This is a genomic window from Pseudomonas fortuita (assembly GCF_026898135.2).
GTDB lineage: Bacteria > Pseudomonadota > Gammaproteobacteria > Pseudomonadales > Pseudomonadaceae > Aquipseudomonas > Aquipseudomonas fortuita.
This window is the reverse complement of sequence record NZ_CP114035.2, coordinates 4,477,222-4,503,845: the sequence shown is the minus strand read 5'-3', so window position 1 is coordinate 4,503,845 and position 26,624 is coordinate 4,477,222. Positions and strand designations below refer to the sequence as shown.

The following is a 26,624-nucleotide window of genomic DNA, read 5'->3' as shown; positions in this document are numbered from 1 at the left end:
TGCCGCACAATCTTTGAGAACAGTGAGGTCCCTGTGGGAGCGGGCAAGCCCGCGAAGAGGCCAGTACAGGCCAATGAAGGATCAGCGGCCTAGGCGCATCGGCCAACCCACCACTTTCTTCACCCGCGGTGTGGCATAGGTGCGCACCTTGGAGGTGCTCAAGCCCATACGCACCAGCGATTCGGCAATGGTCACCGCTGCGCTCACCCCATCCACCACCGGCACGCCGGTGCGCTGGCGGATCTGCTCGTCCAGCCCGGCCATGCCGCCGCAACCCAGGCAAATCACTTCGGCCTTGTCGTCATGCACGGCGCGTTCGGCCTGCTCGACAATCGCCTCCACAGCCCGCTGCGGGTCGGCTTCCAGCTCCAGCACCGCCAGCCCGCTGGCCCGCACCGAGGCACAGCGGTCATAAAGGCCAGACAGCTTCAGACGGTCTTCGATCAGTGGCACGGTGCGGTCCAGGGTGGTTACCACGGAATAAGCATGGCCCAGGTACATCGCGGTGCTGGCGGCCGCATCGGTAATGTCCACCACCGGCACGTTCAGCAGTTCCTGCAGGCCTTCGCGGCCGTGTTCGCCGTAACCGGCCTGGATCACGGCGTCGTAAGGACCTTCGTAGGCGAGCACCCGGTCCATCACCGCAATGGCAGCCAGGTAGCTTTCGAAGTTGCCTTCCACCGACTCGGCGCCGAACCAAGGGGTAAGCCCCACGATTTCGGTACCGGGTGCGGCTACTGCACGGGCCTGTTGGGCAATGGCTTCGGTGATGGCTTCGGTGGTGTTGACGTTGGCGATCAGAATACGCATGGGCAGTCCTCCCTGATCAATGGCTGCTGTGGTCGACGGCGATGCATTCGCCGCTGACGTCGTGGTAGTGGCGGTTGCGTGGTGCGATCAGCAGGTACAGGACGGCGGCGATGCCAGCACCGATCAGCCAGGAGAACGGGGCCACGCTGTGGAAATGGGGTACCAGGGCCAGCACGATGGCCAGCAACGCAGCAGGCACGAAGGCGGCCACGGCGCGCAGGTTGATGCCCTTGCTGTAGTGGTAGGCGCCGGTCGGGTGCTCGGTGTACAGCTCCGGCACGTTGATGCAGCCTTTGCGCAGCAACCAGTAGTCGGACATGATCACCCCGTACAGCGGGCCGAGCAGGGCGCCCAGGCCGGACAGGAAGTACACGATCACCAGCGGACTGTTGTAGAGGTTCCACGGCAGGATCAGCACCGCCAGGGTGGCGCTGATTAGCCCCGCGCGGCGGAAGTTCAGGTGGCGTGGCGCCAGGTTGCTGAGCACGAAAGCCGGGGCGACGAAGTTGGCCATGATGTTCACCGCCACGGTGACAATCAGGAAGGCTACGCAGCCCAGTACCAGGAACAGCGTGCTGGGGATGGCGGCGACGATCTGGGTCGGGCTGTCGATGATCTGGCCGTTGATCTGGAACTGCGCGCCGCACAGCACCACGGTGATCACGGCAAACACCAGTATGTTCACCGGCAGGCCCCAGAAGTTGCCGACGCGGATGGTCTTGCGGCACGGCGAGGAGCGGGCGAAATCACAGAAGTTCAGTACCAGGGTGCCGTAGATCGCCAGCCACAATGCGCCGCCAGCGAAGATGTTGCGCCACATATCAACGCCGGTCAGTGGCTCGGAGACCGACCAGGCGATGCGCGCGTCGGCCTTGACGTACATGAACACCGCCAGGGCGGCAACGGTCAGCAGGATCACCGGGCCGGCGAAGGCCTCGTAGCGGCGCACCATCTCCATGCCGTAGGCCAGGATCACCAGCTGCACCAGCCAGATCGACACGAAGCACGCCCAGCCCAGGCTCGACAGGCCGAGGATGCTGTCGTGGTCGTAGGCCGCCACTTGCGGCCACACGGCTGTAAGCAGCACACGCAGCACCACCGAGGCCAGGTAGGTCTGGATGCCGAACCAGGCAATGGCAATGACTGCGCGGATCAGCGCCGGTATCTGTGCGCCGTGGATGCCGAAGGCAATGCGGCTGATGACCGGGAACGGCACCCCGGTTTTCTGCCCCATATAGCCGGACAGGTTCATGAAGAAGTACACCAGCGCTGCGCCAATGGCCAGCGACAGCAAAATCTGCCAGCCACCCAGGCCAAGGGCGAACAAGCCCATGGCGAAGGAGTAGTTGGCAATATTGTGCACATCGTTTGTCCACAACGCGAAGATGCTGTAGCCACCCCAGCGCCGCCCTTCGGTGCGTGTCGGGGCAAGGTCGCGGTTGTGCAGGCGCGGGCTCAGCGCCAGTTGCGGCACCTCGCCAACAAGGTTGGAAGCGGGGTGGGTGCTGGCGACGGATAGTTCAGGGGCAAGGTCGAGGCTGCTACTCATTCCGGCGGGCTCCTGATGCACTTTGACTGCGATGAGCGGGCATGCGCACGGGCTCGCCACCTCGTCGGTGCAGCTTGGCATCACAGGGTTCTGGGCGCGGCGGCCGGTTTTGGACCGGCGTGGCGGGTTCTTGTGTATTTATGTTTTGTTTAAGTTGTATACAAAACACGAACACACAAAAGCGAGTTCCATGCCAGGGGAAAGGAAGTTGTAACAGATGGACATTTCGAACTTATCTTTTTGAAAGATAAGTTAATGAAATAAGTGAGGTATAAATTGACCGAATGAACAGGTTTAAATTTTCTGTCGACTATTTAGTTGATCGAATGGTCAAAATTAGTTGCGGGTAGTGTGTAACGCAATGGGGCGTTTCTGAAGAAAGTGCACACAAAAATGGCACTTATGGTGACATTTATGTGTACAAAAAATCGTCAGGTTTTTCTGCGCTAGCCTCTTCGCGGGTAAACCCGTTCCCACAGGGTTCATCACAAGCCCAAATCTGGTGCAGTACTTGTGGGAGCGGGTTTACCCGCGAAGAGGCCGGGACAGGCGAATTCATTCCATTGGCGGCAATCGCCGCTTCACCGGGCTTTTCTTGATGATGGCGGTGTTGGTCTCGGCCAGCACATTGATGCGGTCGAGCAGGGTGTCCAGTTGCTCCATCGAGCGCACATGCAACCGGGCAATGAAACAGTCCTCCCCGGTGACCTTGTCGCACTCGGTGAACTCGGGGATGGCGATGATTTGCCGTTCTACCTCCTGCAGCTGGCCCGGCAGTGGGCGGATGCGCACGATGGCCTGTAACTGGTAACCAAAGGCGCGCGGATCGACCTCCACGGTGTAACCGCGCAGCACACCGCGCTCTTCCAGGCGGCGCAGGCGCTCGCTGACGCTGGGCGCGGACAGCCCGCTGACTTGCGCCAGGGCTTTGAGCGAGCGGCGCGAGTCTTCCATCAGTGCATTGATCAACAGTTGGTCGATGGCATCGGTCATGGTCACCTCGTCAGGTAATTCGCGTAATTTGCCTTGATAGTAAAGGCAAGGCTGCAAATCTGCCTTGGTTATCCGCTGGAAGGCTGAGCTGTAACCTTTGCATACTGTTGCCATCAACAACGGGAGGTGTGAGATGGACAGTTCGTTGCGCCGTGGCTCGCTGGAAATGGTCGCCGCCATGCTGATTTCCGGGACCATCGGCTGGTTCGTGCTGGTGTCGGGGCAGCCGGTGCTCGAGGTGGTGTTCTGGCGCTGCGTGTTCGGTGCCGTGACCCTGCTGGTGATTTGCGCCGCTTTCGGCTTTTTGCGGGCCGGAGTCATCAGCCGCACGGCGTTCCTGTTGGCGATCGCCAGCGGCGTGGCCATTGTCGGCAACTGGCTGCTGCTGTTTGCCTCGTATTCCCGTGCGTCGATCGCCATCGGGACCGCGGTGTACAACGTGCAGCCGTTCATGCTGGTGGGGCTGGCAGCGCTGTTTCTGGGCGAAAAGATCACACTGGCCAAGCTTACATGGCTTAGCGTGGCGTTCCTCGGCATGTTGGCCATCGTCAGCGCCCATGGTGCGGGGCAGGGCGGCGGTGAGGAATACTTGCTGGGCATTGCCCTGGCACTGGGTGCGGCGTTTTTGTATGCCATTGCGGCGTTGATCATCAAGCGGCTGAAAGGCACGCCACCTCACCTGATCGCGTTGATTCAGGTAACGACGGGTGTACTGGTGCTGGCGCCGTGGGTCAAGCTCGGCGGATTGCCGGGTGAAGTGCCAGCGCTGGCCAGCCTGTTGATGCTGGGCATCGTCCACACCGGCCTCATGTATGTGCTGCTGTACAGTGCCATTCAGCGTTTGCCCACGGCGTTGACGGGGGCGCTGTCATTCATTTACCCGATTGCTGCGATTCTGGTGGACTGGGTGGCCTTCGGGCACCGCTTGGTGCCGCTGCAATGGCTGGGGGTAGGGCTGATTCTGCTGGCAGCGGCGGGGATGCAGCAGGGATGGTGGTTCCGGCCGGCGCGGCTTGCAGCCAAGAATTGAAGTGACCTTGCCGGCCTCTTCGCGGGTAAACCCGCTACCACAGGATCACCGTAGCTCTGAATACTGTGGGGTCCCTGTGGGAGCGGGTTTACCCGTGAAGAGGCCCTCAAGGTAGAATGCCGCTTTTGCCAGCCTGCGACCCACCATGACTTCCCCGATTCACACCTTGGAGCAACACCTGCTCGCCGCCCTCGACCCTGCCCCGCAGGAAACCCGCCGCCTGTTCCATGGCCGTGGCCGCTGCTGGGCAGGCCTGGAGCAGGTCACTGTCGACTGGCTGCAAGGCGTGCTCTCGGTAGCCCTCTTCCGCGAGCTGCCCGAGGGCCAACTGGCCGAACTGGAAGCCATGCTGCGCAACCTGGCCCAGTGCCCGCAATGGGCCGGCCAAGCCATCCTCATCCAGCACCGCTACTTGCCCGACAGCCCTGGTCAGTGGCTGCTGGGTGAGCCGTGTCAGCAACGTGAGGTGGTCGAGGACGGCCTGTCCTACTTGCTGGACCTGGGGGTGCGGCAAAATATCGGCCTGTTTCTCGACATGCGCTATGGCCGCCGCTGGGTGCGCGAGCAGGCGGCGGGCAAGCGCGTGCTGAACCTGTTCGCCTACACCTGCGGCTTCTCGGTAGCAGCGATTGCCGGGGGCGCCGAGCAGGTGGTGAACCTGGACATGGCCAAGTCGGCGCTGGCACGGGGTCGGGACAACCACCGCCTCAATGGCCATGACGCATCGCGGGTGGCGTATCTGGGGCATGAGCTGTTCAAGTCGTGGGGCAAGGTGCGCAAGTACGGGCCTTATGACTTGATCATCATTGACCCGCCAACCTTCCAGCGTGGCAGCTTCGTGCTGACCCAGGATTACGCGAAGATCCTGCGGCGTTTGCCAGAGTTGCTGAGCGCCGGTGGAACGGTGCTGGCGTGTGTCAACGACCCGGCGATCGGGCCGGAGTTTCTGATCGAGGGGATGGCTGAGCAGGCGCCATCGCTGGCGTTTGTCGAGCGGCTGGAAAACCCGCCGGAGTTTCCGGATGTGGACCCGGCCGGGGGGCTCAAGGCCTTGGTATTCCGCCAGACCTGAAGTTGCCAGTACCGGCCCTATCGCCGGCAAGCCAGCTCCCACAAGGGGCAGCACAACCCTGAATGTGGTGGGGTCCTGTGGGAGCTGGCTTGCCGGCGATAGGGCCAGTGCTGGCAGCATCAAGCCCCCAGGGCCTGCAGCGGCAGCGGGTACACCTGGGCAAAACTGACGTTGTCGGTCTGGTCCACCCGCTTCTTCAGCCGCTCGTTGAACGCTCGGCTCACCGCATATTGCCCGCCGGAAATGGTGCGGAACTGCGCCGTCAGCACAAACCCGTTCAGGTCCATGCGGTCCACCCCGAACACCTGCAGCGGCCCTTGCAGGTTGATGCGTAGCAGCGGGTCTTCGCTGATCGACTTGCCCACTTCATGGATAAGTGCCAGTGACGCATCCACATCACTGTCGTAGGTGAACTGCACCGAGAAGAACGCATAGGCGAACTGCCGCGACTGGTTGGTAACCGCTTTGATCTGACCGAACGGCACCGAGTGCACAAAGCCTTTGCCATCGCGCAGGCGCAACGTACGGATCGTCAGGCTCTCGACGGTACCGGCATGGCCGGAGTCAAGCACGACCCAATCGCCGATGGAAATGGTGTCCTCGATCAGAATGAACAACCCGGTAATCACATCCTGCACCAGTTGCTGCGAGCCGAAGCCGATGGCCAGGCCGATCACCCCGGCACCGGCGAGCAGAGGCGCGACGTTGATCCCCAGGTTGGCCATGGTGGTGATGGTGCAGATGACGATGAGGATGACCTTGATGGCGTTGCGCAGCATCGGCAGGATGGTCCGTACCCGGGTACTCGGCTGGCGCGATGCGCGCCGCCCCACCGCAGGCTTGAGCGCTTCCTGAATGGCAGTATCGAGCACCACCCACAGCAGCCAGGTGACCAGCAGGATCAGGCCGATACTCGACAGCGAATTGCTGATGGCCTGACCGAGGCTGTTGCTTAGCGCAAAGCCGATCACCGAAACGCCCCAGATGCGCCCCAGCAGTTCGATGAAGGCCACTGCCATGGCGATGCGCAGCAGCGCGTGGGCCAGGCTGCGCAGCAGTTCCCTGTAGGGCCGTACCCGTTGCCCGGCATCTGCGTCGCGCGGTGCCAGCAGGTGTTGCAATAGTGTGCTGACAAACACCGTGGAGACCAGTAGCACTGTGGTCAGCAAGGCCTTCTGCAATGCTTTCTGGCTTTCTTCGCCGGCGCCGATCAGGTGAATGGCCGACACCAGGATCATCAGCAGGATCGGCAAATACCACAGCACCGAAAAGATCCGCAGGGTTTCCTGCACCGCGCGATGCTGCACGCGGTCCTTGAAGGCGCGGTTGCGGATCAGGTGCGCGACCGGGCGGCGCAGGCGGACCACCAGGCTGGCGAAGATGAAGGTGGCAATCAGGCCGGTGGCCACGGCGACGCTGGCGGTGATGTTGCCGCCAAGCTGGCGGGCAATCTGTGGGCTGGTCAGGGCATCGCTCCAGGCAGCGAGAAAGCCGATCATGAACAGCGGGCGGGGGGCCAGGCGTTTGATTACCGCCACAGCGGCGCGTTTGTGGCCGGCGTCGAACAGGGTCACCAGGCACAGGATGATCGAGGTCGAGAACAGGCCGCTGCTGGTGGCGTAGGCCAGGCTCAGGCCCAGTGCGCGCGCTACCGACGGGTCGAGAAAGCGGCTGGCGTACAGTGTCAGCGGTAAGCTGGCCAATGCCGGCAGGGTATAGGGCAGCAAGTAGCCGAGCAGGCTGCTGGCGCGCTTGCGTTCGCGTAGCCAGGGCTTGCCTGAAGCGCGGTTGGCGACCCACCGGCCGAGGCTGGTGAATGCGGCGAAGCTGGCGGCCCAAGTCAGGGTAAGCAGGATGAAGTTGCCGATCAGATGCAGCGAGTCGTCGGCCGAGTGCCGGTCAACCAGGCGCTCGACTTCCTTGGCGGCGCGGTCGGTGCGCAGGCGCCAGGCATCAACCAGATGGGCATCAAGGTCGAGTTCCTGTGCGGCGCTGTCCAGGCCGTCGGCCAGGGCGCCCAGCAGGCCGCCTTGCAAGACCGGTGCGGGTTCGGCGGGTTGTTCTTCGGTGGGGGCGGGGTCAGCGGCAAGCAGGTGGGTGCTCAGCAGGCAGCCGAGCAGCAGGGTTGAGAGAAAGCGCAGCACTGGAGTACTCCTTGGGCCGGGGTGAGCGGGGCAGGGTTACTCAAGGAACTGATTGTCGGTTGATGAAGAAAGTTCGAAGAAGTGTGTCAAAGCAACTGGCCCTATCGCCGGCAAGCCAGCTCCTACAGGTACTGCACACGCTGCGGGCATTGTGCAGTACCTGCCTGCATCAATTACTGGCCGGTATAGATCTGGTCGAACACGCCACCATCGTTGAAGTGGGTCTTCTGCACGGTGCGCCAGTCACCGAAGGTCTTCTCCACCGACAGGAATTCCACTTTGGGGAAGCGGTCGGTGTACTTGGCCAGTACCGTCGCATCACGCGGGCGCAGGTAGTTGGTGGCGGCGATCTCCTGGGCTGCTGGCGACCACAGGTACTTCAGGTATTCCTCGGCCACAGCCTGGGTACCTTTCTTCGCCACGACCTTGTCGACCACAGTGACAGGTGGCTCGGCTTCGGCCGACACGCTTGGGTAGACCACTTCGAACTGGTCGCGCCCGAACTCGCGGGCGATCATTTCGGCTTCGTTCTCGAAGGTGACCAGCACATCACCAATCTGGTTGGTCATGAAGGTGGTGGTGGCGGCACGGCCACCGGTGTCCAGCACTGGCGCCTGTTTGAACAACTTGCCAACGAAATCACGGGCTTTGGCCTCGTCGCCGCCTTGCTTGAGCACATAGCCCCAGGCCGACAAGTAGGTGTAGCGGCCGTTACCCGACGTTTTCGGGTTGGGCACGATCACCTGCACGCCGTCCTTGAGCAGGTCGGGCCAGTCTTTCAGGGCTTTTGGGTTGCCCTTGCGCACGATGAACACAGTGGCCGAGGTGAACGGCGCGCTGTTGTTCGGCAGGCGGGTGACCCAGTTATCCGGCACCAGCTTGCCATTGTCGACCAAGGCGTTGATATCGGTGGCCATGTTCATGGTGATGACATCGGCTGGCAGGCCATCGATTACCGCACGCGCCTGTTTGCTCGAGCCGCCGAAGGACATTTGCACGTTGACCTTCTCTTTGTGCTCGGCTTCCCAGTGCTTCTGGAAGGCCGGGTTGTAGTCCTTGTAGAAGTCGCGCATCACGTCGTAGGAAACGTTCAGCAGGGTGGGGGCGGCCTGGGCGAGGTTGCCCAGGGCCAGGCCTGCGGCGAGCAGCGAGGCGGTGAAGAGTTTTTTCACGTTGCTTCCTTGTTCTTGAAGGGTTTTGGGGCAGAGTGCCAGCGACTATAGCGGGTGGCTTGAAGCGGGATAAAGAACAAAAAACACTTTGGTTATGCCGTTGCCAGTCCCGGCCTCTTCGCGGGCTCGCCCGCTCCCACAGGACCACCACAAACCTGAAAATTGCACGGTATCTGTGGGAGCGGGCGTGCCCGCGAAAGGGCCAGTACAGGCAGCATCATTGTTTGGGAAACAGCCCATTCCCACACCGGGAACAGAACGCCGCCCCATGCTCATGCGTCTTCTTGTGACACGTCGGGCAATCATGCTGCAGCTGCTCCCCGCGCATGGCATTGGCCAGTTCGGCGGTAAAGATGCCGGTCGGCACAGCAATGATCGAGTAACCGGTAATCATCACCAGCGACGACAACACCTGCCCAAGCGGCGTCTTTGGCACGATATCGCCAAAGCCCACGGTGGTGAGGGTGACGATGGCCCAGTAGATGCCTTTGGGGATGCTGGTAAACCCATGTTCCGGGCCTTCGATCACATACATCAGCGTGCCGAACACCGTTACCAGGGTCGATACGCTGACCAGGAACACGATGATCTTCTGCTTGCTACCGCGCAGCGCCTCCATCAGGTAGTTGGCCTGCTTGAGGTACGGGCTGAGCTTGAGCACGCGGAAGATCCGCAGCATGCGGATGACCCGGATGATCAGCAGGTACTGGGCGTCGCTGTAGTACAGGGCGATGATCCCGGGGACGATCGCCAGCAGGTCGACCAGGCCATAAAAACTGAAGGCATAGCGCAAGGGCTTGGGCGAGCAGTACAGGCGGGTGATGTACTCGGCCAGGAAAACGGCAGTAAAGCCCCATTCGATGGCCGCCAGCACGCCGGAGTAGCCCTGGTGCACTTCGTCAATGCTGTCGAGGATGACAGTGACCAGGCTGGCGAGGATGATCAACAAGAGGATTTTGTCGAAGCGGCGACCGGCTACGGTGTCGGTCTGGAAGACCATGATGTAGAGGCGTTCGCGCAGGGATAGCGGAGGGGACATGGTTTGTGTTCCGAAAACGAAGCAGTGAGCCTAGAGGGTCTTTGCCCAAGGCTGCAACGAATGAGCTGTTAAAATTGCTAGTTTTCCGGATCGGATTGGCTGGACCAGAATAGCTTAGGGTCAGGGGGCATCAGGCGAGTATGAAATGAACAATGGACAGTTACCCGAGCAAATCGCTGTCGAGGGTGGTCAGGCGAAGTGGATACGGTCATACACAGCTTATGGGTATTCACTGAATTGGCCGATTCCTTCAGTAGGTTTCAATGGCGAAAGGCACGATGGTACCTTGCAAGCCTATGCGCTGGGCAATGGCCACCGATTTTATAGCCCCATTTTTATGCGCTTTCACAGCCCGGATGGTTTAAGCCCTTTTGGGCAGGGTGGGCTGAATGCTTACTGTTATTGTGAGGGTGATCCGATAAACAGCTCTGACCCGTCAGGTCAGATGAAAAGTATGAAAACTGGGCTAACTGCTGAGTTTAAGCGCTTAGGCATACCGAGCGCTTTCAAACCGGGAGTGAAGAAATATTTCGAGAACAGGTCTGAAGCTTACAGCTTGGGTATTGGTAATGCTGGATACGAGATTTCCAAAGGGAAGGATGGACGGTTTACGGTGGCGAAGGTTGCTGGTCTGGGCGCTACTCGGAAACAGTTGGAGCGATCTCAAGCGGACAATGCTCGCCTTCAAGAACAGAATCTAGCGCTGCAGAGGAAGATCGATGAGCAGCTAGCGCTACGCCGTCTTCCGAAGCCTCTTCATCCTCTTCCTCCGCCCTCGCGACCGCCCCCACTTCCGCCCCGGGGCCTACCAAAGAGTATGTCCTCGGCACCCGATCCAGCCCCCATTAGGCAGCCGTCAGAGACGGAGTGGATATCTGCAGCCCCCAGTCAGTTCGGTAATTGATGTGAGCTGTCTTTCTGTGTCCTGTGACCTAGGTGACCCGCTACATGCATCAGCCAACAGGCGGCGACAAAGGGCGCGGTCAGGCCAGGAACCGGCAGCAGCTTGAATAGCGGTTGCAGCAGCAAGGCCAGGGCAATCGCCAGCAGCGTCACCCACGGCTTTTCACCTTGTCTGCTGAAGGCCAGTGCCGCCAAGGCTGCGTTGAAACCGTATAGCCCCAACCAGGCACCTTGCGCCTGATCGGCGAGCAGCGCCACACCGCCACCGATGGCCGAGCCGATCACAGCCCACATTGCCGCATAGGGGTTGGCAATGAACATGCCGACAATGATCAGCAAGCCGGCCCAGGGCTGGTCGAGCAGGAAGATCTGACCCACACCACGCGCCAAGGCCTGCAGCGGGTCGGCTTCGACGAAGCCGCTGGGGGCGGGGCTGGTGATCAGCAGGGTGGCCCAGCCCAGCAGCACAAACGGCGCGGTGTAGGCGATCAGCAGTTTGCCGCCGCGCTTGCGCCACTGGTGGGTAATGATGCTGGACAGCCCGCCGGCAGCGATGATCAGCGGCGGCAGCATGACCGACCAGGGCAACACGGCGCTGATCAGGATGCCGATCAGCACGCCGTTGTAGCAGTACAGCCCGGCCTGGCGGTCGGCGCGGTCGTAGCCGCGGGCCTGGGCGGTGAGCAGGCCGGCCAGGGCGCCGAGCAGGGCGCCGCCGACCAGGTCGGGCGCGGTCAGCAGGATGGCCAGCAGGCAGCACAGGCCGCACAGGGGGTTGCGCAGCAGCAGCACCTGGCTGAAGCCGTTGAGTAACGCCGTGGCCCAGTCAGGGCACGGGTTGACGAAATTTTTGGTGTACATGGGGCAGTCAGTGAGGTTGATGGGGGAGCGGTGGGCCTCTTTGGGCCTCGTTTTTCCGCAGGTTTGTTGTCGTGGTGCAAGGGGAGGGCTTTGCCCTCCATTCGCGGGGCAGGCCCGCGCCCACAGGTAAAGCGCTTTCCTTGGGACAGCGGCGTACTTGTGGGAGCGGGCTTGCCCCGCGAAAGGGCCTTTGGATCAGATCAAAGTCTCGATCCGCAGCGTGTTAGTCGAGCCTGGCTTGCCGAAAGGCACACCGGCAGTGATCAGCAGCGTGTCGCCACGGCTGGCCATGCCTTGCGCCTGGGCAATCTCCAGGGCGGTGGAAACCACCTCGTCCACCTGACGCAGGCGGTCGTTGACCACCGAATGCACGCCCCAGGCCACGCTGAGGCGGCGCGCGGTGTTCAGGTTCGGTGTCAGGTTGAGGATCGGTGCCCGTGGCCGCTCGCGTGCAGCGCGCAGGGTCGAGGCGCCCGACTCGCTGTAGTTGACCAGCACCGCCACCGGCAGGATGCCGCTGATGCGGCGGATGGCGCAGCTGATGGCGTCCGACACGGTGGCCTCGGCTTTTGGCCGGCCAACGTCGAGCTGGGCCTGGTAGTCCGGGCCGTTTTCCACCTGGCGTATGATCTTGCTCATCATCTGCACGGCTTCCAACGGGTAGTCACCCGAGGCAGTCTCAGCCGACAACATGACCGCATCGGCACCTTCGGCCACGGCGTTGGCCACGTCGGTGACTTCGGCCCGGGTCGGCGCTGGGGAGAAACGCATGGACTCGAGCATCTGCGTGGCCACCACCACCGGTTTGCCCAGCTGGCGGCAGGTGCTGATGATGCGCTTCTGGATTTGCGGCACGCTTTCGGCCGGCACTTCCACGCCAAGGTCACCGCGGGCCACCATGATTGCGTCTGCCAGTTCGGCGATGGCTTGCAGTTGTTCGACTGCCGACGGCTTCTCGATCTTGGCCATCAGGTAGGCACGGTCGCCAATCAGCTGGCGGGCTTCAACGATGTCCTCAGGGCGCTGTACAAACGACAGGGCCACCCAGTCCACGCCCAGTTCCAGGCCAAAGGCCAGGTCGCGGCGGTCCTTTTCGGTGAGCGGGGACAGGTCGAGTACTGCTTGCGGTACGTTGACGCCCTTGCGGTCGGACAACTCGCCACCGTTCAGCACTTCAGTGTCGATGGCGTCGTTGTGCTTGGCGGTGACGCGCAGGCGCAGCTTGCCGTCGTCCAGCAAAAGGTCCATGCCGGGCTCAAGGGCTGCGATGATTTCAGGGTGTGGCAGGTTGACCCGACGGCTGTCGCCCGGGGTCTTGTCCAGGTCCAGGCGCAGGGCCTGGCCGCGTTGCAGCTGCACCTTGCCTTCAGCGAAGCGGCCCACGCGCAGCTTAGGCCCCTGCAGGTCCATGAGGATACCCAGCGGGTAGTTCAGTTGCTGCTCCACTTCGCGGATCCACTGGTAACGCAGGGCGTGGTCAGCGTGTTCGCCGTGGCTGAAGTTGAGGCGGAAGATGTTCACCCCGGCTTCGACCAGTTGGCGGATGTCGTCGATGCCGTTGATCGCAGGGCCGAGGGTGGCGAGGATCTTTACTTTTTTATCAGGCGTCATGATTGGGCAGTCTCGAGGATCAGGATGGCGCGGAAGTCGTTGACGTTGGTGCGGGTCGGTTCGGTGACGATCAGCGCATCCAGCGCGGCGAAATAGCCATAGCCGTTGTTGTTGTCCAGCTCGTCGCTGGCCGACAGGCCCAGGGCCTCGGCGCGGGCGTAGCTGCCTGGGGTCATGAAGGCACCGGCGTTTTCTTCCGAGCCATCGATGCCGTCGGTGTCGCCGGCCAAGGCGTATACGCCCGCGAGGCCTTTCAGGCTTTCAGTGAGGCTGAGCAGGAACTCGGCGTTGCGCCCGCCACGGCCATTGCCGCGTACGGTCACAGTGGTTTCGCCGCCTGACAGGATCACGCAGGGTGCCTTCAGTGGCTGGCCATGCTGGACGATCTGCCGGGCGATACCGGCGTGCACCTTGGCCACCTCGCGTGATTCGCCTTCCAGGTCGCCGAGGATCAGCGGGCTGAAACCTGCCTGTCGGGCTTTTACCGCAGCGGCTTCGAGCGATTGCTGGGGTTTGGCAATCAGCTGGAAGTGGCTGCGAGCCAGGGCCGGGTCATCGGACTTGACGGTTTCCGAAGCCGGGTTGTTCAGCCAGTCGATGACTGCTTTGGGCGCTTCGATGTTGTAGCGTTTCAAAATAGCCAGGGCGTCAGCCGACGTGCTCGGGTCGGCCACGGTGGGGCCAGAGGCGATCACGGTGGCAAGGTCGCCCGGTACATCGGAAATGGCATAGGTGTAGACCGTGGCCGGCCAGCAGGCCTTGGCCAGGCGGCCGCCCTTGATCGCCGAGAGGTGCTTGCGCACGCAGTTCATCTCGCCGATGGTGGCGCCGGATTTGAGCAGTGCCTTGTTGATCTGTTGCTTGTCGGCCAGGGTAAGGCCCTCGGCCGGCAGTGCCAGCAGGGCGGAACCACCGCCAGACAGCAGGAAGATGACGCGGTCGTCTTCATTGAGGTTGCTGACCAGCTCCAGCACGCGCTTGGCTACCGCCAGGCCGGCGGCGTCGGGGACCGGGTGGGCGGCTTCGACCACCTCGATCTTCTGGCAGTTGGCACCGTGGCCGTAACGGGTCACGACCAGGCCGGAAACTTCGCCCTGCCAGCTTTTCTCGACCACTTCGGCCATGGCGGCTGCGGCCTTGCCGGCGCCGATGACGATGACCCGGCCGCTACGGTCGGCGGGCAGGTAGGGTTCGAGGACTTGGCGGGGGTGGGCGGCAGCGATGGCTGTGTCGAACAGCTCGCGGAGAATTTTTTGCGGATCGACCGACATGGCAGGCTCCCAGTTATTGTTGTTCTGCAAAACCAAAAACGCCCCTGGAACTGCCTCCGTGCAGGCCGAACCAGGGGCGGGTGTTGCTCGGTGCTCCCGCTGAACCTGTGGTCGCAGGTTCAGCGGTGTTGGCTTTTTCGCGCCGAACCGCCGCGAAGAGGCCGGTACGGTCTACAACTTACTTGTCGCCGCGGATCGAGAAGTTGGCCATGTGCTCCAGGCCTTTGATCAGCGCCGAGTGGTCCCAGTTACCGCCACCCAGGGCCTGGCAGGTGTTGAACACTTGCTGGGCATTGGAGGTGTTGGGCAGGTTGATGCCCAGTTCCTTGGCGCCTTGCAGGGCAAGGTTCAGGTCTTTCTGGTGCAGGTTGATGCGGAAGCCTGGGTCGAAGGTGCCTTTGATCATGCGCTCTGCGTGCACTTCGAGGATTTTCGACGAAGCAAAGCCGCCCATCAGTGCTTCACGCACCTTGGCCGGGTCGGCGCCGTTCTTGGCGGCAAACAGCAGGGCTTCGGCCACGGCCTGGATGTTCAGGGCAACGATGATCTGGTTGGCAACCTTGGCGGTCTGGCCGTCACCGTTACCACCCACGCGGGTGATGTTCTTGCCCATGGCTTCGAACAGCGGCAGGGTGCGCTCGAAGGCTTTCGGGCAGCCACCGACCATGATGCTCAGGGTCGCGGCCTTGGCGCCGACTTCACCACCGGACACCGGGGCGTCCAGGTAGGCTGCGCCGGTTGCCTTGATTTTTTCGGCGAACGCTTTGGTGGCGGTAGGCGAGATCGAGCTCATGTCGATCACGACCTTGTTCGGGCCCACGCCTTCGGCAACGCCGTTTTCACCGAACAGTACGGCTTCCACTTGCGGGGTGTCCGGCACCATGACGATGATGAATTCGGCTTCCTGGGCAACTTCTTTCGGGTTGGCCAGGGCCACTGCACCGGCGGCGATCAGGTCGGCTGGCGCGGCGTCGTGGTGGGTTGAAACGAACAGGCTGTGACCTGCTTTTTGCAGGTTTTGGGCCATGGGCTTGCCCATGATGCCGGTGCCGATGAAACCGATTTTAGCCATGATAATGTGCCTCTTATATTTGTTGATACCTGACTGCGGGGCTGCCACAAAACCCTGTGGGAGCGGGCTTGCCCCACGAATGTGATCGGTCAGGCAATGGAGGTGTCTTTGCGGGCGCTTTCGCGGGACAAGCCCGCTCCCACATGGGTTTTCAGCCAGCCCAGGCCCGCTTCGGTGGTGGTCTTGGGCTTGTACTCCGCGCCCACCCAGCCCTGGTAGCCAATGCGGTCCAGGTGCTCGAACAAGAAGCGGTAGTTGATTTCGCCAGTACCAGGCTCGTGACGGCCCGGGTTGTCGGCCAGCTGAATGTGGTTGATCAGCTGCAGGTTGGTTTCCATGGTGCGAGCCAGGTCACCTTCCATGATCTGCATGTGGTAGATGTCGTACTGCAGGAACAGGTTGTCACTGCCCACTTCAGCCTGGATTTCCAGCGCCTGCTGGGTGGTGTTCAGGTAGAAGCCCGGGATGTCGCGGGTGTTGATCATTTCCATGACCAGACGAATACCGGCAGCCTTGAGCTTGTCGGCGGCGTAGCGCAGGTTCTCCACGAAGGTCTTGCGCACGGTGGCGCAGTCCGGGCCTTGTGGGCGAATGCCGGCCAGGGCGTTGACCTGGGTATTGCCCAGCACCTTGGCGTACTCGATGGCCTTGTCGACACCGGCACGGAACTCTTCGATGCGGTCGGGGTGGCAGGTGATACCGCGCTCACCCTTGGCCCAGTCGCCAGCAGGCAGGTTGAACAGCACCTGGGTCAGGCCGTTGGCTTCTAGCTGCTGCTTGATGTCGGCAGCGCTGAAGTCATACGGGAACAGGTATTCGACGCCGCTGAAACCAGCATCGGCGGCAGCCTTGAAGCGGGCCAGGAAGTCCTGTTCGGTGAACAGCATGGACAGGTTGGCAGCGAAGCGAGGCATGAGTTGTCTCCTTGCGTTGAAGGCCCCCAGGGCGTGCCTGGGGGCGTCAGGCGATCAGTCCAGCATCGAGATGGCGGTTGGCGCGTCGTTGCCGACCAGCGCCAGGTCTTCGAACTCGTTGACCGCGTTGATCTCGGTGCCCATGGAAATGTTGGTCACGCGCTCGAGGATCACTTCGACCACGACCGGCACGCGGAACTCTTCGGCCATCTTCTGTGCCTTGAGCAGGGCAGGGGCGATCTCAGCCGGCTCGAATACGCGAATGGCCTTGCAGCCCAGGCCTTCGACCACTGCAACGTGGTCGACACCGTAGGTGGCGGCGTCGGTCGAGTTGATGTTCTCGAACGCCAGTTGTACACAGTAATCCATGTCGAAGCCACGCTGCGCCTGACGGATCAGACCCAGGTAGGCGTTGTTCACCAGTACGTGGACGTACGGCAGGTTGAACTGCGCGCCAACTGCCAGTTCTTCGATCATGAACTGGAAGTCGTAGTCACCCGACAGCGCGACCACCTTGCGTTTCGGGTCTGCTTTCACTACACCCAGTGCGGCAGGAATGGTCCAGCCCAGCGGGCCGGCCTGGCCGCAGTTGATCCAGTGGCGTGGCTTGTAAACGTGCAGGAACTGCGCGCCGGCAATCTGCGACAGACCGATGGTGCTGACGTAGGTGGTGTCCTTGCCGAATACCTGGTTCATCTCTTCGTACACGCGCTGCGGCTTGACCGGCACGTTGTCGAAGTGGGTTTTGCGTTGCAGGCTGGCTTTGCGCTGCTGGCAGTCTTCCAGCCAGGCAGCACGGTCTTTCAGTTTGCCAGCGGCTTTCCACTCGCGGGCCACTTCCAGAAACACGTCCAGGGCCTTGCCGGCGTCGGACACGATACCCAGGTCCGGGGTGAATACGCGGCCGATCTGGGTCGGTTCGATGTCGACGTGCACGAACTTGCGGCCTTCGGTGTAGACATCGACGGAGCCGGTGTGGCGGTTGGCCCAGCGGTTACCGATACCGAACACCAGGTCGGATTTGAGCAGGGTGGCGTTGCCGTAGCGGTGCGAAGTTTGCAGCCCGACCATGCCGACCATTTGTGCGTGGTCGTCCGGGATGGTGCCCCAGCCCATCAGGGTCGGGATTACCGGTACGCCGGTCAGTTCGGCGAACTCGACCAGCTTGTCGCTGGCATCGGCGTTGATGATGCCGCCACCGGCTACCAGCAGCGGACGCTCGGCGTCGTTGAGCAGGGCCAGGGCTTTTTCAGCCTGTACGCGAGTGGCGGACGGCTTGTTGACGGCCAGCGGCTCGTAGGCGTCGATGTCGAATTCGATTTCGGCCATCTGCACGTCGAACGGCAGGTCGATCAGTACCGGGCCTGGGCGGCCGGTGCGCATTTCATAGAAGGCCTTCTGGAAGGCGTAAGGCACCTGGCCTGGCTCCAGAACGGTGGTTGCCCACTTGGTCACCGGCTTGACGATGCTGGTGATGTCGACGGCCTGGAAGTCTTCTTTGTGCAGGCGTGCACGCGGGGCCTGGCCGGTGATGCAGAGGATCGGGATGGAGTCGGCCGAGGCGCTGTACAGGCCGGTGACCATGTCGGTGCCGGCTGGCCCGGAAGTGCCGATGCACACGCCGATGTTGCCCGGGTTGGCACGGGTGTAGCCCTCGGCCATGTGCGAGGCACCTTCGACGTGGCGAGCGAGGACGTGATCGATGCCACCGACTTTCTTCAGGGCCGAGTACAACGGGTTGATGGCAGCCCCTGGGATGCCGAACGCGGTATCTACACCTTCACGGCGCATGACCAGAACGGCTGCATCGATTGCTCTCATTTTGCTCATGGGTTGTGCCTCATCGATTTTGTAATTGTATACAACTTGCTTTGCGATAGAGTGTATTCACGGCTGGCGGCTCAGGTCAATGGGTTTTCATCGGGTGGGCCAGGATTCGTCAGAGCGGCCGTGAAAACGGCTATTTGCGCCATCGCATACGATCGTTTCAAAATATTGTATACAAAAATGCCTTTCGTTGTGTTCTATTTGCCCTATCGGTTTTCAACTGCCCTCAGGGCTTCTCACAACAAGAAGAGGACCTTTCCATGAACGTCTTGAACCTGAAAGTCGCTGTCAGCCTGGTGAACGCCGCACTGGCGGCGGGCCGCAAGATCAATGCCGCGCCACTGACCGTGGCGGTGCTGGATGCCGGCGGGCACCTGCTGGCGCTTCAGCGTGAGGACGGCGCCAGCCTGATCCGGCCTGAGGTGGCCACTGGCAAAGCCTGGGGGGCGATTGCCCTGGGCAAGGGATCGCGCTTGCTGGCGCTGGATGCGCAGCAACGGCCGGCGTTTTTTGCCGCATTGAACGGGATGGGCGAGCGGCCGGTGGTGCCGGCGCCGGGGGGCGTGCTGATCCGTGATCAGGACGGCAAGGTGCTGGGTGCGGTAGGGATCAGCGGCGATACGTCGGATATCGACGAGCAGTGTGCAATCAGTGCAATCGAGGAGGTGGGTATGAAGGCGGATGCGGGTGTAGCAGCCTAAATCGCTGTGGCCTGATTTGGCCACAGCGCCGGCAAGCCAGCTCCCACAGGTACACCACAGTGATCAGGAACTGTGGAAATCCTGTGGGAGCTGGCTTGCCGGCGATTGGGCTGCAAAGCAGCCCCACTGGCCCTGTCAGGCTGCTTCAGGCTCACAGCCTTTCAAGACCATGCGGATGATGGTCTCGGCTGCCGCGTCATAATCGCTGTCGGCCAGCTTGGCCTTGCCGGTCACCGCAGAAATCTGCCAGTCAAAATCTGCATAGGTCTGTGTCGCCGCCCAGATGCTGAACATCAGGTGGTGCGCATCCACGTGGGCGATCTGCCCGCGGTCGATCCAGCGCTGGATGCACTCGATGTTGTGCCGGGCCTGTTCGTTCAGCTGCTCTACCTGGTTCGGCGACAGGTGCGGGGCGCCGTGCATGATCTCGCTGGCAAAAACCTTGGAGGCGTGTGGCAGGTCGCGCGAAATGCGGATCTTCGAACGAATGTACGCACTCAATACTTCCTTCGGGTCGCCGTCGGCATTGAACGGCGTCGACGCCTGCATGATTGGCGCGATGATGCTTTCCAGGACCTCGCGGTAGAGGTTGTCCTTGGACTTGAAGTAGTAATACACGTTCGGCTTGGGCAGGCCGGCCTTGGCCGCGATATCGCTGGTCTTGGTGGCGGCGAAGCCCTTGTCGGCGAATTCCTCGCTGGCCGCGCGCAGGATCAGTTCCTTGTTGCGCTCGCGAATGGTGCTCATGGTCAGGGATCTTCCTCGTGTCTGGCCACCTCTAAGAGGGATCGGGCATGGTAGCACCGGGCTCGACGGGCGCTCAAGGCAGCGGCTTTGGGCTAGAATCCGTGGCACACACTTATCGGGATACAGGCAAACATGGCAGGAAGCAGTCTACTGGTACTGATCGACGACATCGCCACGGTGCTTGATGACGTCTCGCTAATGACCAAGGTGGCGGCAAAAAAAACTGCAGGTGTGCTGGGCGATGACCTGGCGCTGAACGCTCAGCAGGTTACCGGTGTGCGTGCCGAGCGGGAGGTCCCGGTGGTGTGGGCGGTGGCCAAGGGGTCATTCGTCAACAAGGCAATTCTGGTGCCGGCGGCGCTGCTGATCAGCGCGTTCATTCCGTGGGCAGTGACGCCGCTGTTGATGATCGGTGGTGCCTACCTGTGCTTCGAAGGCTTCGAGAAGCTGGCGCACAAGTTCTTGCACAGCAAGGAAGAGGACGACGCGCAGCACAAGGCGCGAAAGGAAGCCGTGGCTGATGCCAATGTCGACCTGGTGGCCTTCGAGAAGGCCAAGATCAAGGGCGCGGTGCGCACCGACTTCATCCTGTCGGCCGAGATCATTGCCATTACCCTGGGTACCGTGGCCGATGCGCCGCTGAGCCAGCAGATCATCGTGCTGTCGGGCATCGCCATCGTCATGACCATCGGCGTATACGGGCTGGTGGCGGGTATCGTCAAGCTCGATGACCTGGGGTTGTGGATGACCCAAAAGGCGTCGAGCGTGACCCAGGCCGTCGGCAACGGCATCCTGCGGGCTGCGCCCTACATGATGAAGAGCCTGTCGGTGATCGGCACGGCGGCGATGTTTTTGGTCGGCGGTGGGATTCTGGTGCATGGCATCGAGCCGCTGCATCACGCCATCGAAGCGTTCAGCGAGGGGCGCGGTGGCGCCCTGACCGGGGCGCTGCTAAACGGTCTTGTCGGGGTGGTGGCCGGTGCCGTGGTACTGGCGGTGGTAGCGATTGCCGGCAAATTGTGGCGGGCGATCCGGCCGGGCACATGAGGCTGCAGGGCCGGGGCTTTGCCCACAAGTACACTGCAAACCTCAGAAACAGCTTTAACCCTGTGGCAGCGGGCAAGCCCGCGAACACCGGCAAAGCCGGTGCCATATACCGCGTTGTTGGCTCACGGGTTTATTGTTCTACCACCGCACCTTGATCCTGTGGTTTCCAGGCCAGCAGCCCTTTGCTGAAGTCGTTTGCCGCACTCTGGTAGTACGCGATAGCCCGGCGGATCAGCGGGTTGTCGCTGGTGGCTGCCATTTCCCGGCTGTTGCCCAAGGCATCCTGGTGCACCCGCATGCCGCCGCGTGGGCTGAGGATCGCCAGGTCCTTGCCGTCGAACAGCCCCAAGTGCTGGTAGTTGCCGATCAAGACCCGTGGCGGCAAGGCATCCTCACCCAACAGGTCGCGGCCAAAGAAGGTTGAGGTGTAGCTGAGGTTGAGCAGGCCGAGCAAGGTCGGTGCAAGGTCGATCTGGCTGGCCAGTTGTGCGTCTTCGCGCGGGGCGATCAGTTTGGGTGCATAGATCCACAGCGGAATCTGGTAATTGCTCACCGGCAAGTCTTCCACGCCGGCGCTACCGGCGGTGTGGTCGGCGACGAAGACGAACAACGTATTGTCAAACCACGGCTTGCCCTTGGCCTCGCGCAGGAACTGGGCGATGGCATGGTCGGTGTACTTCACGGCACCTTCGCGGCCGTCGCCCGAGGGGATGTCGATGCGGCCGTCCGGGTAGGTATAAGGGCGGTGGTTGGAGGTGGTCATCAGTTGTAGCAAGAACGGCTGCTGCTTGGCATGGTCGGCATCGGCCAGTTTCAGCGCCTGCCGATACAGGTCTTCATCGGCCATGCCCCAGGCATTCTTGAAGCCGATTTCGCTTTCATCCACGCTGCTTTGGTCGACGATGCGGTAACCGTTGCCGCTGAAGAAGGCGTTCATGTTGTCGAAGTATCCGCGCCCACCATAGACGAACACGGGGTCATAGCCGACTGCAGCCAGTTGCTGGCCGAGGCTGCCGTAGCCGCTTTCACGGCCGATGCGTTTGACAATGGAGCGCCCCGGCGTTGGCGGAATCGACAGGGTAATGGCCTCCAGGCCGCGATCGGTACGGGTGCCGGTGGCATAGAAGTTGTTGAAGTACAGGCTCTCGCGGCGCAAGGCATCCAGGTTGGGCGTGAGGTTGCGCGGGTCGCCGTTGCTGCCCATGTACTTGGCGCTGAAGCTCTCGATGGTGACCAGGATGATGTTGGGCTTGCGTGGCTCGCCGCTGGCGCTGATGTGGCGGCGAATGTCCTCGGGCTCGCTGGCCTGGAACCGTGCGTTGGGCTCGGCCAGTTCCTGGTGCATCTGCGCACCGGCTTGTGCTGCGTCGAGGCTGGCATAGAACTGGGTGTAGTCGAGTTCGTTGTTACGGAACGCGGCAAAGAACTGATACGGTCCGTTACTGGCCAACTCGCGCTGGTAGGCATTGCCGCCCTGGCCGCGGGGGAACTGCTGGTCGACCAGCAGCGCGCTCAGCCCGCCTAGCACTGCCAGCAGCGCAATACCGCCCAGGCGCTGGCGCAGGTTGGCGCTGGGCGCTGCCAGCGCCCGGGCCAGTGGTTTGTGCAGGATCAGGGCAAGCAGCACCGCAACCACGGCAATACAGCCCAACAGGGTCGGTAGCGGGTAGGACTCGCGGATGTTGTCCAGCACCTCCTTGGAGTACACCAGGTAGTCGACGGCGATGAAGTTGAAGCGTACCCCGAACTCGTCCCAGAACAGCCACTCGGCCACGGCGACGAACAGCATCACGAACAGGCTGACGACCAGCACCCCGTTCATCAGCCGGTGGTGCCAGCGTGTGCGCCACAAGGCGGCCGGGCACACTGCCAGGTACAACCCCAGCGGCAGTGCGGCGTAGGTGAGGAAGCTCAGGTCGTAAAGGGCCCCACTGAAGAGCAGTGAGAGGTAGTCGCCATGGACTTCATCCAGATGGGTAGCCAGCAATATCAGGCGGGTCAGCAGGAAAATGCCAAACCACAGTGAGCAAACTAACAGAAGATACCGCCAGGGGGCGGTGAGGGAGGTGCGCATTAAGTAGGCCTGTTTTCTTTTTTTGAATGCAGAAGACAAGCATGCTAAAGGGCGGAGTGCAAAAAAATTGTCAAAACAGAGGGGGCTATTGTGCTATTTGATGTGTTGTTGATTGTCTTGATGCTGTGTTTTTTTAAGGCGAGCCTTAATGCAATTAAGAACTATCTGAATCCGCTGTAGGAAATTACTTACATGATGCGCATGGAATTGCACGTGACAACGCGTTAAAAATACAACGCGCTGTCACGTTTCAGCGCATCAGAAGTGCACTTTTACCAGGAAACTCATGGTGTTCTGGTCGGTGGTAAAGGCATCGCTGTCCTTGATGCCATATTTGTTTTTCCAGTAGTCGTATTCCACACCCACATACAGTTGTTTCTCGCCCAGGTGCAGCGCCTTGCCCAGGTCATACTTGATCTGCGGGTTGAAATGCAGGTTGGCGTGGTAGGTACCGCGGCGGTTTTCGTCGTTGTCCACCACCCAGTCCATGAAGCCATCAATCAGCACATCGGAATCGCCCACCGGGATGGTGTACGACCATACCGGGGTGATCTGCCATACGTTGTCGCCCGCGCGGCTGCCGTCGGTGGTGCGGTTGTAGAAGTTCAGCTGGAAGTAGTCGAAGCCGGGAATGGCCAGGTCGAAACCTGGGCCGATCAGGTACGACTCGGTGTCACCCTCGCCAAACTCGTAGGTCATCGCCAGCAGCACATCCTTGACCGGGCCGAACTCGACCTTCTGGTCGAAGATCTTGTTGAACGACAGGCGTGGGCTGATCTCACCGTAATAGGTGTTCGGGCCGTTGCCGGCATCTTTCTGGCCTTGGTAGAAGATCTTGTCGACAAAGATGAAATTGTCTCCGTACTTCCAGCCATCGGCGTGTTCGAACGTGACGGTTTGCTGAATGGCCGGGTTGACCTTGAAGTTCTTGCCCCACAGGTAAGTCAGGCTGTTGTTCTGCCATTGCAGCAGGTCGCCGCCGAAGGTGGTGCCGCAGGCCAGCAGGCCGCCGGCGAGGATCAGGCTGTTGATGGTACGCATTGCGAGTGTCGCTCCCTTGATTGATCTGTTGTCAGCGCTCGTTGATGGCGCTTTTGTTGTCTTGCGAGTCAGCTTTTTTCGATAGGCCACAGCTGTTTGGCAAGGGTTGGGCCAACTTTTCCGGGTTGGCAAAACCTTCCTGCTCGACTTCGTTCTGAACGGATGAAAAGGGTCTTTCAGGCTGGCAACACGTTGGCCAACCGCCCGTATTCATTGACTGAGCGGTCAGTAAACGCAGGCAGAATCCGTTCTGCCCTGATCGAGGGGGCGCGCAGATTACTGGCTTGCGCGCCGCGCCTCAAGTGCTCCGTCCTGGAGCGTGCTGTGTCAAACTTGTGCGTTTGGTCAGCTTCTTAGAAGTGTACTTTGATTAGCGCACTGGCGACACTCTGGTTGCTCTCCAGGTTGCCGCGGCTATCGATGCCATATTTGTCCTTCCAGTAGCTGTACTCAAAGCCCACGTACAGCTGCTTGGCGCCCAGGTTCAGCGCCTTGCCCAGGTCGTATTTGACCTGCGGGTTGAAGTGCAGGTTGGCGTGGTAGGTGCCCCGACGTGTCTGGTCGTTGTCGGGGACCCAGTCCATGTAACCGTCGATCAGAATGTCCGACCTGCCCACCGGGATGGTGTAGGACCAGCCGGGGGTGATCTGCCAGACGTTGTCGCCTGGGCGGCTGCCTTCGGTGTTGCGCACGTAGAAGTTGAGGGTGAAATAGTTGAAGCCGGGGATGTTCAGGTCAAAGCCGGGGCCGATCAGGTAGGCTTCGTTGTCGCCTTCGCCACGCTCGTAGGTCATGGCCAGCAGCACGTCCTTGATCGGGCCGAAGGCCAGCTTCTGGTCGAAGATCTTGCCGAACGACAGGCGCGGGCTGAACTCGCCGTAGTAGGTGGTCACGCCTTTGCTGGCGTCGGCTTTGCCGTTGTAGAAGATCTTGTCGACGAACATGAAGGTGTCGCCGTACTTCCATTTGTTGGCGTGCTCGAACGTGATGGTCTGTTGGATATCAGGGTTGACCTTGAAGTCCTTGCCATACAGGTATGTCAGGCTTTCGCCATGCCATTGCAGCCATTCGCCTGCATGCGAGGGTAGGGTGGCCAGCAGGCTGCTGCCCAACAACAGGGACGTGGTGATGCGCTTCATGTTGTGATTCCCGGACTTATTGTTTTTGTTGGCGGTTTTTTTGGCGCAAAAGCACCCCGGGCGACCCATTCCGGCGGGTCGACGGCGTAGCGGTTACTGCAGGTGTAGGTGAGGGGCGGCAATGCGCCGCCCCTGCAGGCTCAATGCTGGTGACAGACGTCGTTGTGCACCGCGCGGTCGGCGCCACCGAGGATGTTGAACAGGACGTTCAACACCAGGGCACTGACCGTGGCCATGGCGATACCACTGTGGGTGATGGGTTCCATCCACTGCGGCATCTGGGCAAAGAACTCAGGACGCACCACGGGAATCAACCCGAAGCCGACGCTCACCGCCACCAGCAACTGGTTGCGGCGGTCGCCGATGTCCGCCTCCTGAAGAATCTTGATCCCGGTGGCGGTGACCATGCCGAACATGGCAATGGAGGCACCGCCCAGTACCGCAGGCGGGATCGAGGCAATCAGGAAGGCCGCCTTGGGCAGCAGGCTGAGCAGGATCAGCAATGCACCGGCCACGATGGTGACAAAGCGGCAGCGCACCCCGGTCATCTGCACCAGGCCGATGTTCTGGGCGAACGAGGAGTGGGTGAAGGTGTTGAAGAAGCCGGCAATGAACGATGCACCGGCATCGCACAGCAGCCCGCGACGCAGCATCCCTGGCGTGACTTCGCGATCAGTCACCTTGCCCAGGGCCAGGAACATGCCGGTGGACTCGACGAAGATGATCACCACCACCAGGCACATCGACAGGATCGGCGCCAGGCTGAAGGTCGGCATGCCGAAGTGCAGTGGGGTTACCACCTGCAACCACGGAGCGTCTTTCAGGCCAGACAGGTCGACCATGCCGATGGAGCCGGCCAGGATGTAGCCAAGGCCCATGCCTACCAGTACCGACACGTTGACCCAGAAGCCGCGCATGAAGCGGTTGATCAGCAATATCACCGCCAGCACCAGACCGGCCACCAGCAGGTAGATGGGCGAGCCGAAGGTTTCGGCTTCATGGCCGCCACCGGCCCAGTTGACCGCCACCGGGAACAGCGACAGGCCAATCGAGGTGATCACCGTACCGGTGACCAGCGGCGGGAAGAAGCGCACGACTTTGGACATGAACGGCGCGATCAGCATGCCGAAGAACCCGGCGGCGATGGTCGCGCCGAAGATCCCCTGCAGGCCTACGCCGGGCATGCCGGCCATGGCCACCATGCTGCCGACGGCAGCGAAACTGGCACCCATCATCACCGGCATGCGGATGCCCACCGGGCCGATACCGAACGACTGGATAATGGTGGCGACGCCAGCGACCAGCAGGTCGGCGTTGATCAGGAAAGCGACTTCTTCACGGGACAACCCGGCGGCTTGGCCGATGATCAACGGCACGGCAATCGCGCCACCGTACATCAGCAGAACGTGTTGCAGGCCAACCAGGAACAGTTGGAACAGGGGCAAGGGTTCGCGCGGCGGCGCAATGGGAATATACGCCTTGCGTGACTCGGACATGCAGCACCTCGAGTTTTGTTTTTATTCTCGGATCCAAGCGACAAGCTCCAAGCGGCAAGCTTCAGGAAGAAGCTTGGATTTCCCGCTGTGAATGCTGACGCTCGATGCTTG

The 26,624-nt window shown here is 61.4% G+C and carries 22 protein-coding genes; 5 read left to right on the top strand and 17 right to left on the bottom strand.

Going from position 1 to position 26,624, the window contains the following annotated elements; genetic code table 11:
• Positions 1 to 81: 81 nt before the first annotated feature.
• The 3 genes from OZ911_RS20560 to OZ911_RS20550 all read right to left on the bottom strand — a co-directional run bounded on the left by OZ911_RS20560 (position 82) and on the right by OZ911_RS20550 (position 3,352).
• Positions 82 to 810: an aspartate/glutamate racemase family protein gene (locus OZ911_RS20560; RefSeq protein WP_016488386.1), complete on the bottom strand. Its 729-nt coding sequence runs from the start codon at positions 808 to 810 to the stop codon at positions 82 to 84.
• Between the two features lie 16 nt (positions 811 to 826).
• Positions 827 to 2,359: an NCS1 family nucleobase:cation symporter-1 gene (locus OZ911_RS20555; RefSeq protein WP_023047689.1), complete on the bottom strand. Its 1,533-nt coding sequence runs from the start codon at positions 2,357 to 2,359 to the stop codon at positions 827 to 829.
• Between the two features lie 555 nt (positions 2,360 to 2,914).
• On the bottom strand, positions 2,915 to 3,352 hold the full coding sequence (locus OZ911_RS20550) for an Lrp/AsnC family transcriptional regulator (RefSeq protein ID WP_019473363.1): 438 nt from the start codon (positions 3,350 to 3,352) through the stop codon (positions 2,915 to 2,917).
• Positions 3,353 to 3,485: 133 nt separating this feature from the next.
• On the opposite strand from OZ911_RS20550, the gene OZ911_RS20545 reads away from it, so the two are divergent.
• Positions 3,486 to 4,382, top strand: coding sequence for a DMT family transporter (locus OZ911_RS20545; RefSeq protein WP_023047687.1), 897 nt, complete (start codon positions 3,486 to 3,488; stop codon positions 4,380 to 4,382).
• Positions 4,383 to 4,527: 145 nt separating this feature from the next.
• Positions 4,528 to 5,454: a class I SAM-dependent methyltransferase gene (locus OZ911_RS20540; RefSeq protein WP_016488382.1), complete on the top strand. Its 927-nt coding sequence runs from the start codon at positions 4,528 to 4,530 to the stop codon at positions 5,452 to 5,454.
• A gap of 119 nt (positions 5,455 to 5,573) precedes the next feature.
• Here OZ911_RS20540 and OZ911_RS20535 read toward each other — a convergent pair whose 3' ends face one another.
• From OZ911_RS20535 to OZ911_RS20525, 3 genes are all read right to left on the bottom strand, one after another.
• A complete protein-coding gene (locus OZ911_RS20535; protein ID WP_070086967.1) occupies positions 5,574 to 7,598 on the bottom strand; it encodes a mechanosensitive ion channel family protein in 2,025 nt (674 codons plus the stop codon).
• A gap of 173 nt (positions 7,599 to 7,771) precedes the next feature.
• On the bottom strand, positions 7,772 to 8,770 hold the full coding sequence (locus OZ911_RS20530; protein WP_016488380.1) for a sulfate ABC transporter substrate-binding protein: 999 nt from the start codon (positions 8,768 to 8,770) through the stop codon (positions 7,772 to 7,774).
• A 217-nt stretch (positions 8,771 to 8,987) separates the two neighbouring features.
• Positions 8,988 to 9,809, bottom strand: a complete 822-nt coding sequence (locus tag OZ911_RS20525; RefSeq protein WP_023048605.1) for an ion transporter — start codon at positions 9,807 to 9,809, stop codon at positions 8,988 to 8,990.
• 145 nt (positions 9,810 to 9,954) lie between these two features.
• Between OZ911_RS20525 and OZ911_RS29045 the strand changes: the two genes are divergently transcribed.
• Complete coding sequence (locus tag OZ911_RS29045) at positions 9,955 to 10,713, top strand: RHS repeat-associated core domain-containing protein (RefSeq protein ID WP_083283713.1); 759 nt, start codon at positions 9,955 to 9,957, stop codon at positions 10,711 to 10,713.
• Here OZ911_RS29045 and OZ911_RS20515 read toward each other — a convergent pair.
• From OZ911_RS20515 to gcl, 6 genes are all read right to left on the bottom strand, one after another.
• Positions 10,698 to 11,573: an urea transporter gene (locus OZ911_RS20515; protein WP_016488378.1), complete on the bottom strand. Its 876-nt coding sequence runs from the start codon at positions 11,571 to 11,573 to the stop codon at positions 10,698 to 10,700. The two genes, OZ911_RS29045 and OZ911_RS20515, sit on opposite strands and share 16 nt — an antisense overlap.
• 195 nt (positions 11,574 to 11,768) lie before the next feature.
• The gene (gene pyk, locus OZ911_RS20510; RefSeq protein WP_016488377.1) at positions 11,769 to 13,184 is read right to left on the bottom strand and encodes a pyruvate kinase; all 1,416 of its coding nucleotides are present in this window, start codon (positions 13,182 to 13,184) and stop codon (positions 11,769 to 11,771) included.
• A complete protein-coding gene (locus tag OZ911_RS20505; RefSeq protein ID WP_031311965.1) occupies positions 13,181 to 14,455 on the bottom strand; it encodes a glycerate kinase type-2 family protein in 1,275 nt (424 codons plus the stop codon). Before OZ911_RS20505 ends, pyk begins: the two co-directional genes overlap by 4 nt.
• A 178-nt stretch (positions 14,456 to 14,633) precedes the next feature.
• The gene (locus OZ911_RS20500; protein WP_016488375.1) at positions 14,634 to 15,527 is read right to left on the bottom strand and encodes a 2-hydroxy-3-oxopropionate reductase; all 894 of its coding nucleotides are present in this window, start codon (positions 15,525 to 15,527) and stop codon (positions 14,634 to 14,636) included.
• Positions 15,528 to 15,616: 89 nt separating this feature from the next.
• Positions 15,617 to 16,441 (bottom strand): hydroxypyruvate isomerase, encoded by an 825-nt coding sequence (gene hyi, locus OZ911_RS20495; RefSeq protein WP_016488374.1) that lies wholly within the window; start codon positions 16,439 to 16,441, stop codon positions 15,617 to 15,619.
• A 54-nt stretch (positions 16,442 to 16,495) separates the two neighbouring features.
• Entirely contained in the window at positions 16,496 to 18,271 is a 1,776-nt protein-coding gene (gene gcl, locus OZ911_RS20490; RefSeq protein ID WP_016488373.1) for a glyoxylate carboligase, read from the bottom strand.
• A 257-nt stretch (positions 18,272 to 18,528) separates the two neighbouring features.
• Between gcl and OZ911_RS20485 the strand changes: the two genes are divergently transcribed.
• On the top strand, positions 18,529 to 18,969 hold the full coding sequence (locus tag OZ911_RS20485; protein WP_016488372.1) for a GlcG/HbpS family heme-binding protein: 441 nt from the start codon (positions 18,529 to 18,531) through the stop codon (positions 18,967 to 18,969).
• A gap of 135 nt (positions 18,970 to 19,104) precedes the next feature.
• On the opposite strand, the gene OZ911_RS20480 is transcribed toward OZ911_RS20485, so the two are convergent.
• Positions 19,105 to 19,716, bottom strand: a complete 612-nt coding sequence (locus OZ911_RS20480) for a TetR/AcrR family transcriptional regulator (protein ID WP_010955036.1) — start codon at positions 19,714 to 19,716, stop codon at positions 19,105 to 19,107.
• Between the two features lie 132 nt (positions 19,717 to 19,848).
• Here OZ911_RS20480 and OZ911_RS20475 point away from each other — a divergent pair, with 132 nt between their 5' ends.
• Positions 19,849 to 20,763: a DUF808 domain-containing protein gene (locus OZ911_RS20475; protein WP_016488371.1), complete on the top strand. Its 915-nt coding sequence runs from the start codon at positions 19,849 to 19,851 to the stop codon at positions 20,761 to 20,763.
• Between the two features lie 130 nt (positions 20,764 to 20,893).
• Here OZ911_RS20475 and OZ911_RS20470 read toward each other — a convergent pair whose 3' ends face one another.
• From OZ911_RS20470 to OZ911_RS20455, 4 genes are all read right to left on the bottom strand, one after another.
• Entirely contained in the window at positions 20,894 to 22,837 is a 1,944-nt protein-coding gene (locus tag OZ911_RS20470) for an LTA synthase family protein (RefSeq protein ID WP_023047852.1), read from the bottom strand.
• Between the two features lie 258 nt (positions 22,838 to 23,095).
• The gene (locus OZ911_RS20465) at positions 23,096 to 23,878 is read right to left on the bottom strand and encodes an outer membrane protein OmpK (RefSeq protein WP_016488369.1); all 783 of its coding nucleotides are present in this window, start codon (positions 23,876 to 23,878) and stop codon (positions 23,096 to 23,098) included.
• 353 nt (positions 23,879 to 24,231) lie between these two features.
• The gene (locus OZ911_RS20460) at positions 24,232 to 25,017 is read right to left on the bottom strand and encodes an outer membrane protein OmpK (protein ID WP_023047851.1); all 786 of its coding nucleotides are present in this window, start codon (positions 25,015 to 25,017) and stop codon (positions 24,232 to 24,234) included.
• A 140-nt stretch (positions 25,018 to 25,157) separates the two neighbouring features.
• Complete coding sequence (locus OZ911_RS20455) at positions 25,158 to 26,513, bottom strand: nucleobase:cation symporter-2 family protein (protein ID WP_016488367.1); 1,356 nt, start codon at positions 26,511 to 26,513, stop codon at positions 25,158 to 25,160.
• Between the last annotated feature and the right edge of the window lie 111 nt (positions 26,514 to 26,624).